Source organism: Streptomyces tailanensis (assembly GCF_008386495.1).
GTDB classification, from domain to species: Bacteria; Actinomycetota; Actinomycetes; order Streptomycetales; family Streptomycetaceae; genus Streptomyces; species Streptomyces tailanensis.
Genome location: NZ_VTHJ01000032.1, coordinates 54345 through 67405, shown reverse-complemented (window position 1 = coordinate 67405; position 13061 = coordinate 54345). Strand labels below are relative to the sequence as shown.

The window sequence follows — 13061 nt, the reverse complement described above, 5'->3', positions numbered from 1 at the left end:
GGCCCGCCCTCAAAGACACAGTCACGGGGGCGGGCTGCCTGCTTCAGACGTTGACGCCGAAGTCGGAGGCGATCCCGGTCAGCCCCGACGCGTAGCCCTGGCCGACGGCGCGGAACTTCCACTCGGCGCCGTTGCGATACAGCTCGCCGAAGACCATGGCGGTCTCGGTGGCGGCGTCCTCGGACAGGTCGTAGCGGGCGATCTCGGCGCCGCCCGCCTGGTTCACGACGCGGATGAAGGCGCCGCGCACCTGGCCGAAGCTCTGGCCCCGGTTCGCGGCGTCGTGGATCGACACGGGGAAGACGATCCGCTCGATATCGGCGGGCACGGCCGCGAGGTTCACCTTGACCGACTCGTCGTCGCCCTCGCCCTCACCGGTGAGATTGTCGCCGGTGTGCTCGACGGAACCGTCCGGGCTGGTGAGGTTGTTGTAGAAGATGAAGTGCCCGTCGGAGGGGACCTTGCCGGAGGCGTCGAGCAGCAGCGCCGAGGCGTCGAGGTCGTAGTCGGTGCCGGTGGTGGTGCGCACGTCCCAGCCCAGACCGACCAGGACGGCCGTCAGGCCAGGTGCCTCCTTGCTGAGCGAGACGTTGCCACCCTTGGACAGGGAAACTCCCACTGCGTACTCCTTCTCGAAGCCTTGATGTCCTGATGCGTCAGGCGGGTCCGAAGGGACCCGGAGTAGAAACTACAGCACTGTAGAAAAAGAGGAAGGGCTCATCAGGCCCGCGCGTTTCGGCCGTGTCGTGTCTGGCTGGGCAGCGGCCGGTTCGGTGAAGCGGCCTGTCACTCACGGGAGTTGCCGAAGAGGATGCGATAGCCGATCGGCAGGACCAACGCGCCCGCGATGGCCGATCCCCAGGTGGCGGCGCGAAGAACTCCCGGTGCACCGGCCGGTCGAGGAACGCCGTCGAGATCCAGCCGCCCAGGAAAGCCCCGACGATCCCGATGAATGTCGTGCCGATGAGGCCGCCCGGGTCGCGTCCGGGCAGAATGGCCTTGGCGATGGCCCCGGCGAGAAGCCCCAGGGCCAGCCACGCGATGACACCCATGTCCACCGTCTCCATTGTGTTGTCGCCGTCGGTGCGGCGCGAATGAACCTGCCCGAACAGCCTATCTTCTACAATTATGTAGATGCTGAGGTGAGGGGCTGTGGCGGCCTGGTTGCGTCGCGGCCGACTGTGGGGCGTCTATACGATGGACCGCCCGTGAACTCGGGTTCAGCGGAAAGGAGACAGGGTGTGACGGACCAGCAGCGTCCCCGGCGGGGACAAGGTGAGCTGGAGGCACTCGTCCTGTCCGCGCTGCGCGAGGCGGACGGCCCCAAGAGCGCGGGGTGGGTGCAGGAGCGCCTCGGCGGTGACCTTGCCTATACGACGGTGATCACGATCCTGACCCGGCTGCTGGCCAAGGGCGCGGTGACCCGCGAGCGTGCCGGCCGCTCCTTCGCGTGGACCCCGACCTCGGACCAGGCGGGCCTCGCCGCGCACAAGATGTACAAGGTGCTCGACGGCGAGAGCGACCGCGAGGCGGTGCTGGCCAGTTTCGTCACCTCCCTGGAGCCGGACGACGAGCGGCTGCTGCGAGAGTTGCTGGGGCAGGCGAAGAGCACGGGTCGGAAACAGGGCGAAGGGGAAGACTGAAGCCTCATGGGGGTGTTCGTCTTTCTGCCGCTGGTCCTGCCGTTCACGGCGTGGCCGATCGCGCGGCTGGCCGAGCAGCGGCTGCATCCACGGACCGCCACCCGGCTGCTGACCGGCGTGGCCGCGGTGATGGCGGCGTGCAGCACGGTGTCTCTGGGCCTGCTGATGGTGGTCGGTACCGCCCAACTGCCCGGCAATCCTCTGCCCGACGGCTGGTCCGATCCGGAGGTGCGCGAGGCGGTGCCGTACGACGAGGTCGCAGGGAAGCTGGCCATCCCGGCGCTGATCGCGGTGCTCCTGGCGTGTGGTCGAACGGGGTGGCGGCACGGTCGGGTTCGCCTCCGCGCCCACCGGGCCCTGGCCGGGCTGCCGGGCACGGAGGTGGCCGTACTGCCCGACGAAGTGCCGTACGCGTACGCGCTGCCCGGCGGTCGCCGCGACCGGGTGGTCGTCACCACCGGCATGCTGTCCTGCCTCGAACCACCCGAGCGGCGTGCGCTGTTCGCTCATGAGCGGGCCCATCTGGTGGCCCGTCACCATCGGTTCCTGCTCGCAGTCCAATTGGCCGCGCGTGCCAACCCATTCCTGCGGCCCCTGCGCACGGCCGTGTCGTACACGACGGAGCGGTGGGCGGATGAGGACGCGGCCCAGGCCGTCGGCAGCCGCAGGACGGTGGCGTGCGCGATCGGCAAGGCGGCGCTGGTCTCCCGCGGTACTCCGGTGGGGACGCTCGCGGGCTTGGCAGCCCCAGGGCCGGTGCCACGCCGTGTTACCGCCTTACTCGGCCCCGTCCCGGTGATGCGCAGCTGGCCGTCGGTGTTCACGAGTGTGGGCCTGGCCGCATGGGGCGCGGCCGCGGGCACCGTTGTCTCGGCGCTGTCGTCCGCGAACTCCGCGGTGACGATGGCGTTCATCCTGTACGCGGCTACGCCCCTCTGATCCCGTGACCGACCGGGCGAAGCCTCTCCGGACGATGCCCACAGAGCGGGCGGGGGAGTTGGCAGGCGCATGCGCTGGTAGCCGCCGGCCTGTTGAGGTTGCTGAGCTTTGTCGACCAGGGGTCAGTGAGAAGAACCTGCCTCCAGCCCGTATATCTGTATAGATGTAGAGTCCTGCGGGTTCGGTGATCACAGGTGCCGGACGGCAATGAGCAAGCGGACCGGGCGAGTGCGGCCGAGACGGGGGCGCGCCGATGAGTGGTACCGGAAGGCGGCGCGCTGGGGCCGGGGCGACGAGGTTGACGCGGCGGGGCCGGATACTGGCGTGGAGCGCGGGGAGCTGCGCGGTGCTCGTCCTCGGTGTCGGAGGTGTGGGTGCCTGGGTCTACAAGGACCTCGACAGCAACATCACGGGTGCCGATGTCGACGCCAAGCTCGGCGACGACCGCCCGGCGAATCTCAGCCCGGGTTCGAAGAACATCATGGTCGTCGGTTCGGACAGCCGCGACGGGGTCAACGCGAAGTACGGCGGCGACGGCCTGACCACCATGCAGTCGGACACGCTGATGGTGCTGCACGTCCCGGCGAACCGGGAATGGGCCACCGTGGTGTCGTTCCCGCGTGACTCCTGGGTCGAGATATCGGCGTGCGACAAGGGCGACGGCAGCGCCTCCAGCCCGCACCTGGCGAAGATCAACGAGGCGTTCGCGATCGGCGGTGCGAGCGGCGAGGTCGCCGGGGCCGCCGCCTGTTCGATCAGGACGGTCGAGGCCAACACCGGCCTGCGCATGGACAGCTTCATGTCGGTCGACTTCCAGGGCTTCAAGGGGATGGTCGACGCTCTGGAAGGTATCGAGGTCTGCCCCGAGCAGGCCATCAAGGACGACAAGGCCCACCTGGACATGGAGGCGGGCTGTCAGACCGTCAAGGGCGAGACGGCGCTCGGCTACGTACGGACCCGCTACGCCGTCGGCGACGGCTCCGACATCGGACGCATCGGACGCCAGCAGGAGTTCGTGGAGGCTCTGGCCGCCAAGGCCAAGTCCAAGCTGACCAGCCCCACGTCGCTCTACGACTTCCTGCAGTCCGCCACCAAGTCCCTGACCACGGACGAGGGCCTCGCCGGCATCGACCCCCTCTACGACCTCGCCTCCGAGCTCAAGGGCATCCCGAGCGACCGGCTGACCTTCCTGACCGTCCCCAACTACCCCCGCGAGGCCGACGTCCCCACCGACAAGGCCAACATCGTCTGGCAGTACCCGCAGGCCGCCGACCTGTTCACCTCCCTCGCCAAGGACAAGGAGGTCGACAAGAAGCGGCTGCAGGCACGGGCCAAGAACGACCTGGTCTACGCGTCCGCCGTACGGGTCCAGGTCCTCAACGGCACCGGGGTCACCGGGCGCGCCGCCGACGTCGCCGAGAAGCTGCGTGAGGCCGGCTTCACCGTCGTCGGCACGGGCAACGCGCCCGAGACCACGGACGAGACCACGGTCACGTACCCGGCGGACCTCGCCAAGCAGGCGAAGGTCCTCGCCTCGCGGCTGCCCGGCACCAGGGCCACGCGGTCCGCGGACGCCGCAGGCGTGGTGACCCTGGTCGTGGGGTCGGACCTCGACCTCGACGAGCTGTGGTGACTGTCGGCGCCGGAGGCCGACGCAGCGGCTGTCGGGCGATCAGAGATCGAACTCGTGCGGCGGCAGATCGAGGGTGAAGCAGGCTTCGCGGACCATGGCCTGCTCGGTCTTGTCGAAGTCGCCGTCGGCACCGCCGATGACGATACCGATCTGGATGACGGCGCGGGCCTCGGCGGGCTTCTTCTTCGCCTTGGCGATCTCCTGCAGGACGCTGACCTTGCCGAAGTCGAAGTCGGCGGTGAGCTTGTTCAGGTTCTCGTCGAAGCGCCGCTGAAGGTCCATGGCGTCGAAGTTCCGCAAGACCTCGTTGGTGGCGATGAGTTGGGCCACCCGCTGCCGCTCAGAGGGATCGACAGTGCCGTCGGCCGCGGCGACGAGCGCACACATCGCCATGCTCGCGTCGCGGAAGGCCCCGCTCTTGAGGTCGTTCTTCTTCGCCATCAACTGGGTCTGCATCGTCGACGCGGACTCCTTGAGACGGTCCCAGAGGGCCATGACAACTCCATAGGGTCGGTAGGGGCTCGGGCCGCCCGGTGGCAGTCCGACGCCCGGCAGAATCTACAGCAATGTAGAAACTAGCGCCTCGGCGGATAAGTTCCCGGGATTTGCGCGATGTTCGGCGGCGAGCCGCTGACCACAGCGGCAGGGCCCGCGACGACGGGCTCGGCGGGGGTTGGTGGCTCTCTCCGGTGCGAGACTCTGCCGCCGACGGGATCCGGCCCGTCGCGGAGGTGTCTCGACGGGCCGGGACGAAGGTGAGGCGGGCCGGAAGACGCCGATCACGTTCTGTGGACAGATGGCAGCCGACCGACCCTCCCGGCCCGCGTCGGCTCGTCAGCCCTCTTCGTCCCCTTCGTCTTCCTCGTCGCCCTCGAAGAAGTCGCCCACCTCGTCGACGACTTCGGCGGCGACCATGCCCCCGACGACCCCGACCGCGAGCCCGGCCGCGCCCGCGGCGACGACGGTGCCCATGCCGGGACCGGAACGGTGACCGTCGTGGTGGTCGCCGTGGCCGTGGTCACCGTGGTGCCTGTAGTGGCCCTCGTGCGAGTGCGAGCTATGGGAGCCGTACGACGCCCGGTGCTCGACCAGCTGCCGGATCCAGCCGTCGACCAGGGCGTTCCAGTCCTGGTACTCGATCCCGTCGTGGGAGACGGTGAAGCGGGTGACCGTGTCGTGGCCCTCGGAGAACAGTCCGCCGCGCTTGTCGGCTTCCAGGATCACCTCCATGCCGCCCGGGGTGGCGAGGAAGGTCAGCTCGATCTCGTTGACCTGGTGCGCGTACTGCGGCGCCGGGGTGAGCTCGATCTCCTGGTAGAAGGGCAACTGCTGGCCGGTGCCGCGGATGTGCCCATACTCCAGGTCGGCGGACTTGAAGCCGAAGCCGAGCTGGCCGAGGGCTTCGAGGATCGCCTCCTGCCCGGGGAGCGGTCCCACGGTCAGTTGGTCGAGGTCGCCCTTGTCCTTCGCGCCGGCCACCGCCAGCTCGGTGCGCACCCCGAGGACGATGCCCAGAGCCTGCCCGTACAACTCGGTGATCGGCGTCTCCCAGGGCAGCGTGACACTGAACGGAACACTCCGTACCTCGCCCGCCGCGAGCCGGAAGCCGCCGCCGACGATGAACCGTTCGAAGACGGCGACACCCTCGCTCTCGCCCTCTTCGTGCTCGGCCTCGACCCGCGCCACCAGCTCCAGCGAGATGTGCTCGATGTCGAAGTCGGCGTCACCGCCCTTCAGGTGGACCTGACCGGACAGGCCGCCGCCGGGGCGGACCGCACCGGGGTCGAGAACCGTGTCGACGGTGGGGCCGCCCACGCCGAGCGAACCGAGCAGTCGTTTGAACACCATCGTGGCGTCCACTCCTTATACGTGCGTGTGTTTCGTGAGGGCGGTGCCGCGTCGCCCGTGTGGGTGCCACGGCACCACGGCTGTGCGCGGGGCGGCTACTTGGCCGCGTCGAGGGCGGCCAGGGCCTGCGCCCAGCGGACGTACTTCAAGTCGGCCGGATCGGCCACGGTCTTGACCCCGAATGCCTGTTGCAGCAATTCGCCGTCGCGCTCGGAGACCCCCTTGAGCGCGCCCACGGGGGCGGCCAGTATCTCGGTCAGGCTCTTGTCCACCCACGCGTTGTCGAGCACCTTGTCCGGGTCGATCGAAGCCATGCGTCCCTTTCCATTGAGCGAGCAGGTGAGGGGTCGGCGGCAGCCGGGAACAACCCGTAGGAGCCGCCCGTTGTCTCTACAGTCACGTAGAAGTATAGGGTTGCCAGGGCCGGTCCACACCGCGTCCTGGCGTCCTTGGCGGGAAAGTCCGAAAAGAGTCGTCGGCGGAGGGTCGGGGACTTGACCTCGGCACTTTGCCCGTCTTTTACCATGGGGGTGGGCGTGTCCCCGCCCGCAGAACACCGAGGGTCCATCCTGCCCTCCAGGCTCAGAAGGAGTGACAGACCCGCGATGGGTGAACCTCCCAGTACCAACCGTGCCGTGCCCCGGCCCGCACTGCCTGTGCGTGAGAGATCGGGGGTGGCACGGTGATCGAAATCCTGCTGCTCCTGCTGGCACTTCTCCTCACCCTGGGCTGCGCGTTGTTCGTCGCGGCCGAGTTCTCCCTGACCACCGTCGAGCGCGGTGAACTGGAACGCGCTGCCGAGGCGGGCGAGCGCGGCGCGGAGGGCGCGCTGAAGGCAGTGCGTCATCTGACCTTGCAGTTGTCCGGCGCACAGTTGGGCATCACCGTCACCTCGCTGGTGATCGGCATGCTCGCCGAGCCATCGCTCGCGGCGCTGCTGCGCGGGCCACTGGAAGCGATGGGCCTGGGCGCCGCCGCCTCGACGGTGGCGACCCTGCTGGGCGTGGCCCTCTCCACCGTCGTGCTGATGGTGGTGGGCGAGCTGGTGCCGAAGAACTGGGCGATCTCCCGCCCGCTGGCCGTGGCGAAGGTGGTGGCCGGCCCGCAGCGAGGCTTCACCGCAGCCTTCGGGCCGTTCATCCGGCACCTGAACAACACCGCCAACCGGTTCGTACGCCGCTTCGGTCTGGAGCCGGCCGAGGAGTTGGCCTCGGCCCGCGGTCCTGAGGAACTGGTCGCGCTCGCCCGGCACTCGGCCGCCGAGGGCGCCCTTGAACCCGACTCCGCCGAACTGTTCGTGCGCACCCTGCACCTGAGTGAGCTCACGGCCGAGAACGTGATGACCCCACGGGTCGACGTGAAGGCCCTGGAAGCGCACGCCACGGCCGCCGACGCGGCGAACCTGACGTACGCCACTGGCCTGTCCCGTTTCCCGGTCTACCGCGACAGCCTGGACGAGGTCATCGGCACCGTCCACATCCGTGACGTCCTCGCCCTGGAACCGGAGAAGCGCGCGCTCACACTGGTCACCGAACTGGCCGCCGAGCCTCTGCTCGTGCCCGACAGCCTCACCGCCGACCGGCTGCTGCAGCGGCTGCGCGAGGCCCGCACCATGGCCGTCGTCATCGACGAGTACGGCGGCACCGCAGGCGTGGCCACGGTGGAGGACATCGTCGAGGAGGTAGTGGGCGAGGTCCGCGACGAGCACGACCCCGTGGAGGTCCCCGATCTGGTTCCCGCCCCGAGGACGGAGGACGGGCGTGCGGCCTGGGAGGCGGACGGCTCCGTCCGCATCGACGAGCTGGTCCAGGTGGGGCTGACGGCGCCCGAGGGCCCGTACGAGACGGTGGCCGGCCTGGTCGCCACCCGCCTCGCGCGCATTCCGGCCAAGGGGGACGCGCTGGAACTCGACGGCTGGCACTTGGATGTCCTGGACGTCGAGCACCACCGCGCCGACCGCGTCCTGATCACCGAACCGGTTCGGGTTCCGGCCGATGCGGCGGAGGAGCCCCGGTGACCGTCCTGCAACTGACCATCGGGGCCCTGACCCTGCTGACCAACGCCTTCTTCGTCGGTGGCGAGTTCGCGCTGATCTCCGTGCGCCGCAGCCAGATCGAGCCGCGCGCGAAGGAGGGCGACAAGCGGGCCCGGAAGACCTTGTGGGCTCTGGAGCACCTCTCCGCGATGATGGCCACCGCACAGCTGGGCATCACCGTTTCCTCGCTGGTGCTCGGCGCGGTCGCCGAACCGGCCATCGCGCACATCCTGGAGCCGGGCTTCGAGGCGGCCCACATCCCGGACGCTCTGGTGCACCCGATCGCGTTCGTCATCGCCCTCACCGTCGCGACCTACCTGCACATGCTGATCGGCGAGATGGTCCCGAAGAACATCGCGCTTGCCGCGCCGGTGCGCACCGCGCTGCTCCTGGGGCCCCCTCTGGTGGCTCTGACCCGGGCACTGCGGCCGGTCGTGTTCGGCATCAACGCCTTCGCCAACACGCTGCTGAAGCTGCTCAAGGTGGAAACGAAGGACGAGGTCGAGGCGGTCTTCACCGACGACCAGCTCGCCCGCATGGTCCTCGACTCCAGCGAGGCCGGCCTGCTCTCGCCCGCCGACGGCGAGCGGCTGCGCGACGCGCTGGAGCTGGGCACCCGCCCGGTCGGCGAGATCCTCGTGCCCGCGCAGAAGATGCGCACGGTCGTCCACACCGTCACCCCGGCCGAGCTGGAGGGGATCGCCGCCCAGGCGGGCTACTCCCGCTTCCCCGTCACCGGCCTGAACGGGACCCTGCTGGGCTACCTGCACATCAAGGACACGCTCGGCCTCACCGACCGCGACCAGCCGTTCCCGCGCGGCGCGCTGCACCCGGTCACCCGGGTCCGCATCGACACCCCGCTGGACGACACGCTCACCGCCCTGCGCGCCGACGGCAGCCACCTGGCCGCAGTCACCGGAGAGAAGGGCGCGGTCCTCGGCTTCGTGACCATGGAGGACGTCCTGTCCGAACTGGTCGGCCCGGCACCGGCCGCCGCCTGATCCCCGGGCCACCCCGTGCGCGGCCCCGCACGAGGTGGCCCGGATGCGGCCTGCTCCGGCATCCGGCGGAGTTGTGCTGTGCGGGGCCTGTGTGGCTAGGGTCTGGGGATGTTGTGCGCTGACGCAACGCCCGCATTCAACGTAAGACGCGCAATCATGGGTTCGGGTTGCCTGGGGAGGGAGAGTCAGTGAGTGACGACGCGCGCCCGGGAAACCAGGCACTCGAACGGCGGGCCCGACCACCGGCTGCACGGAACGCATCTCTCCCCGGCCGCGCGGATGCCCCCACCGAAGTGGCGAAGCCGCTCAAGCGACGGGACGCGTTCTTCGACAACGCCAAGTACCTGGCGATGGTGCTGGTGGCGGTGGGGCACGCCTGGGAGCCGCTGCGGAGCGACAGCCGGGCCGCGGCCGCGCTCTACATTGCCGTTTACACCTTCCACATGCCGGCTTTCATCGTCATCTCCGGCTACTTCTCGCGCAGCTTCGACGCGAGCCCGGGCCGCCTCCGCCGCCTGGTCACCGGCGTCGCCGTCCCTTACGTGATCTTCGAGGTGGCGTACTCGCTGTTCAAGAGGTGGGCCGATGACGACCCCGGCCATCCGATCAGCCTGCTCGACCCCTGGTATCTGACCTGGTTCCTGATCGCGCTGTTCGTATGGCGGCTGACCATGCCGCTGTGGAAGGTCGTGCGCTGGCCACTTCCGATCGCCCTCGCCATCGCGGTCCTGGCGTCCGTCTCGCCGGACATCGGTGACGATCTCGACCTGCAGCGTGTCCTGCAGTTCCTGCCCTTCTTCGTACTCGGCCTCTCCCTGAAGCCGGAGCACTTCCAGCTCGTACGGCGCCGTGAGGTGCGCCTCCTCGCGGCGCCCGTCTTCGCCGGAGCCTTGGCTGTTGCCTACTGGGCGGCCCCGCAGATGAACGCGGCCTGGTTCTACCGACGTGACAGCGCCCAGGAGCTCGCCGCACCCGGCTGGACCGGCGCGGTGATGACGTTGGCCCTGTTCGGCTGCTCGATGGTCCTGGTCGCCTGCTTCTTCGCCTGGGTTCCCGGGCGCAGGATGTGGTTCACGGCGCTCGGGGCCGGAACGCTGTACGGCTATCTGCTGCACGGCTTCCTCGCCAAGGGCTCCCGCTTCTGGGACTGGTACGACCATGGCTGGCTGCACCAGCCCCTGGGCGAGATCGCCGTCACCATCGTCGCCGCCGTGATCATCACCGTGCTGTGCATGCCGCCTGTTCAGCGCCTCTTCCGGTTCTCGATGGAGCCGGAGATGCATTGGGCTTTCAAGCGGGACGCGGCCGACTTGGCGCGTTCCCGGTGAGGCGGCCGGGTCCGCGGCGTCACGGCCGGGCCAGGGCCGGGGGCTGTCGCCGGGGGCAGCCCTGGCTTGCCGGGAACGCGGCACCGGACACAACTGTTCACATGCTGCACATCAACTGAAGGAGCAAGCCCGTGTCCGCCAGACCGACGGACTCCCCGGGGCACAGTCCCCGACCACCCCGCCAGACCTTGGATGATCGTTTCGATCGCGGCACGCGACGGGGTGGTGCTCGATGAGTGCCGCGAACGCCGTACTCGGCCTGCTGGCCGTCCTCGTCCTCACCGCCGGTACCGGCTATTTCGTCGCCCAGGAATTCGCGTACGTCTCCGCCGACCGCCTCGCACTCGCACGCGAGGCGGAGACGGGCGACCGGCGGGCGGCCCGCGCCCTGAAGGTGCTGGAGCGGCTGTCGTTCATGCTGTCCGGCGCCCAGCTCGGTATCACCGTCACCGGCCTGGTCGTCGGCTTCATCGCCGAGCCGTCCGTCTCCGCGCTGCTCGAACCGGCCCTGACCGGCATCGGTGTCCCGGAGGGCGCGGTCGGCGGAATCTCCGTCGTCCTGGCCTTCACGGCGGCCACCGTCGTCCAGATGGTGCTCGGCGAGCTGGCCCCGAAGAACCTCGCACTCGCCGTCCCGGAGCGGTTGGCCAAGTCACTGGCCGCCTCCACACTCGCGTATCTGAAGGTCGTGGGCCCGTTGGTGCACATCTTCGACGGCGCGGCCAACCGACTGCTGCGCAAGGTCGGCATCGAGCCCGTCGAGGAGTTGCACCACGGCGCCACCCTGGAGGAACTCGGGCACCTGATCGGCGAGTCGCACGAGCAGGGGCAACTGCCCAAGGACACAGCCGACCTGCTCGACCACGCCCTGGAGTTCTCCGACCGGACGCTGGACGAGGTGATGGTCCCGCGTGCGGACGCCGTCTTCGTCCGCAAAGACGCCTTCGCCGCCGAGGCGGTCGAGCTGATCGCCAAGCATGGACACTCCAATTACCCGGTCCTCGGTGACCACCCCGACGACGTCGCGGGCGTCCTGGGCGTGCGCGAGCTGACCCATCTGCCCGCCGACCGCTTCGCCGCCACCACGGCGGGTGTGCTCGCCCGGCGCCCACTGCTGCTGCCGGACACGCTGCCCCTGCCCGACGCGGTCGACCGAATGCGCGAGCGGGACGACGAGTTCGGGGTCGTACTCGACGAGCACGGCGGCGTCGCGGGCATCGTGACCTACGAGGACATCGCCGAGGAGCTGGTGGGCGACATCGCCGACGAGACCGACACCGTGACCGAGATCGCCGTCGCCGACGGGGCGGGCTGGCTGGTGGACGCCGGGCGCCGCCTGGACGAGGTCGCCGACGCCACCGGCATCGAGCTGCCCGGGGACGACGACTACGACACGGTGGCCGGCCTGATCGTGGACCGCCTCGGCCGCTTCCCGGCCGTCGGCGACCGGCTGACCCTGGACATGCCCGACAGCGGCCGCGCGGTCATCGACGTACGCACCCTCGACCGGCATGTACCGGACCGGGTCCGCCTGGAGCGGCTGCCCGTGAGTGAGCGCGAGGGGGAACAGGCATGAGCTTTCCCATGGCGCTCTTCGTCACCGTCCTGCTGCTGATCGGCAGCGGGTTCTTCGTCGCCGCCGAGTTCGCGCTGGTCGCCGCCAAACGCCACCGCATGGAGAAGGCCGCGGCCGACGGCCGCAGCGGTGCCAAAGCCGCTCTCGCGGGCATGCGCGAGCTGTCGCTGATGCTGGCGGGCGCCCAGCTCGGCATCACCGTGTGCACGCTGGGTCTGGGCTCGGTGTCCAAGCCCGCCATCTCGCACGAACTCGACCCGCTGCTGCACGACCTGGGCCTGCCGAGCGCGGTCAGCTACGGCATCGCGTTCGCCGTGGCCATGATCGTGGTGGTGTTTCTCCACATGGTGCTGGGGGAGATGGCACCCAAGTCCTGGGCCATCGCCCACCCCGAGCGCGCGGCGATGCTGCTGTCCCCGCCCTTCCGGGCCCTGGTCAGGGCCGTACGGCCGCTGATCGGGCTGCTCAACCGGGTCAGCAACGCGCTGGTGCGGCTGTGCCGGGTCACCCCGCGCGACGAGCTGACCTCCGTCCACAACCGCGAACAGCTCACCCATCTCGTCGAGGAGTCGCAGCGCCTCGGCCTGATCAGCGAGGCCGACTCCGAGCTGATCACCCGCTCGCTGACGGAGCCCGAGACCCCGGTGAGCGACCTCGCGATACCGGCCGCCGAGATCACCGCGGTGGACGCGGACGCCGACGTCGAGTCCATCCTCCGCGCAGCCGCCGACCACGACCGCACCCGGCTCCTGGTCCGCACCGGCGGCACCATCCTCGGTTCGGTCCACGCCCGCGACGCACTGGTCGCCCGCACCCGAGGCCGTGCCGTCACGGCTCGCGCCCTCGCCCGGCCCGTACCGGAGCTGGCGGACAACGCCACGGTCGCCGACGCGATCGAGGTACTCCGCCGGCAGCGCGCCTCGCTCGCCGTAGTCTGCGACGACACCGGCCGGCTCACCGGCCTGGTCAGTCTGGACGACCTGCTGGCCCGCTACCTGCAGCCGCGAGCGATCTGACCACGAGGGGCGCCAACCTTGTGCGAGGGGACGCAAAAACCC

At 69.7% G+C, this 13061-nt stretch carries 12 protein-coding genes and 1 pseudogene; 8 read left to right on the top strand and 5 right to left on the bottom strand.

The features are described 5' to 3' along the window. Positions 1–43: 43 nt before the first annotated feature. On the bottom strand, positions 44–619 hold the full coding sequence (locus tag F3T56_RS24960) for a TerD family protein (protein ID WP_149827611.1): 576 nt from the start codon (positions 617–619) through the stop codon (positions 44–46). A gap of 167 nt (positions 620–786) precedes the next feature. Then, positions 787–1052: pseudogene (locus F3T56_RS48140) on the bottom strand (GlsB/YeaQ/YmgE family stress response membrane protein). 189 nt (positions 1053–1241) lie between these two features. On the opposite strand from F3T56_RS48140, the gene F3T56_RS24950 reads away from it, so the two are divergent. The 3 genes from F3T56_RS24950 (at position 1242) to F3T56_RS24940 (ending at position 4215) form a co-directional block, all read left to right on the top strand. Then, positions 1242–1643 carry a BlaI/MecI/CopY family transcriptional regulator gene (locus F3T56_RS24950; RefSeq protein WP_149827610.1) on the top strand — a complete coding sequence of 134 codons (402 nt, stop codon included), beginning with the start codon at positions 1242–1244 and terminating at the stop codon, positions 1641–1643. 6 nt (positions 1644–1649) lie between these two features. Further along, complete coding sequence (locus F3T56_RS24945) at positions 1650–2582, top strand: M56 family metallopeptidase (RefSeq protein WP_149827609.1); 933 nt, start codon at positions 1650–1652, stop codon at positions 2580–2582. Between the two features lie 253 nt (positions 2583–2835). After that, on the top strand, positions 2836–4215 hold the full coding sequence (locus F3T56_RS24940; RefSeq protein WP_172639122.1) for an LCP family protein: 1380 nt from the start codon (positions 2836–2838) through the stop codon (positions 4213–4215). Positions 4216–4254: 39 nt separating this feature from the next. Here the strand turns inward: F3T56_RS24940 and F3T56_RS24935 are convergent, their stop codons facing one another. The 3 genes from F3T56_RS24935 to F3T56_RS24925 form a co-directional block, all read right to left on the bottom strand. Beyond that, positions 4255–4710, bottom strand: coding sequence for a tellurite resistance TerB family protein (locus F3T56_RS24935; protein WP_149827608.1), 456 nt, complete (start codon positions 4708–4710; stop codon positions 4255–4257). A gap of 339 nt (positions 4711–5049) precedes the next feature. Beyond that, complete coding sequence (locus tag F3T56_RS24930; protein ID WP_149827607.1) at positions 5050–6063, bottom strand: sporulation protein; 1014 nt, start codon at positions 6061–6063, stop codon at positions 5050–5052. Positions 6064–6158: 95 nt separating this feature from the next. Further along, positions 6159–6377, bottom strand: a complete 219-nt coding sequence (locus tag F3T56_RS24925) for a hypothetical protein (protein WP_149827606.1) — start codon at positions 6375–6377, stop codon at positions 6159–6161. A gap of 368 nt (positions 6378–6745) precedes the next feature. Between F3T56_RS24925 and F3T56_RS24920 the strand changes: the two genes are divergently transcribed. The 5 genes from F3T56_RS24920 (at position 6746) to F3T56_RS24900 (ending at position 13019) form a co-directional block, all read left to right on the top strand. Beyond that, on the top strand, positions 6746–8080 hold the full coding sequence (locus F3T56_RS24920) for a hemolysin family protein (protein ID WP_149827605.1): 1335 nt from the start codon (positions 6746–6748) through the stop codon (positions 8078–8080). Beyond that, positions 8077–9099, top strand: coding sequence for a hemolysin family protein (locus tag F3T56_RS24915; protein ID WP_149827604.1), 1023 nt, complete (start codon positions 8077–8079; stop codon positions 9097–9099). Before F3T56_RS24920 ends, F3T56_RS24915 begins: the two co-directional genes overlap by 4 nt. A gap of 188 nt (positions 9100–9287) precedes the next feature. Further along, entirely contained in the window at positions 9288–10427 is a 1140-nt protein-coding gene (locus F3T56_RS24910) for an acyltransferase family protein (protein ID WP_425473614.1), read from the top strand. A gap of 232 nt (positions 10428–10659) precedes the next feature. Continuing rightward, positions 10660–12003 (top strand): hemolysin family protein, encoded by a 1344-nt coding sequence (locus F3T56_RS24905; RefSeq protein WP_149827602.1) that lies wholly within the window; start codon positions 10660–10662, stop codon positions 12001–12003. Further along, positions 12000–13019 carry a hemolysin family protein gene (locus F3T56_RS24900; RefSeq protein ID WP_149827601.1) on the top strand — a complete coding sequence of 340 codons (1020 nt, stop codon included), beginning with the start codon at positions 12000–12002 and terminating at the stop codon, positions 13017–13019. The genes F3T56_RS24905 and F3T56_RS24900 overlap by 4 nt, the downstream gene beginning before the upstream one ends. Positions 13020–13061: the final 42 nt, after the last annotated feature.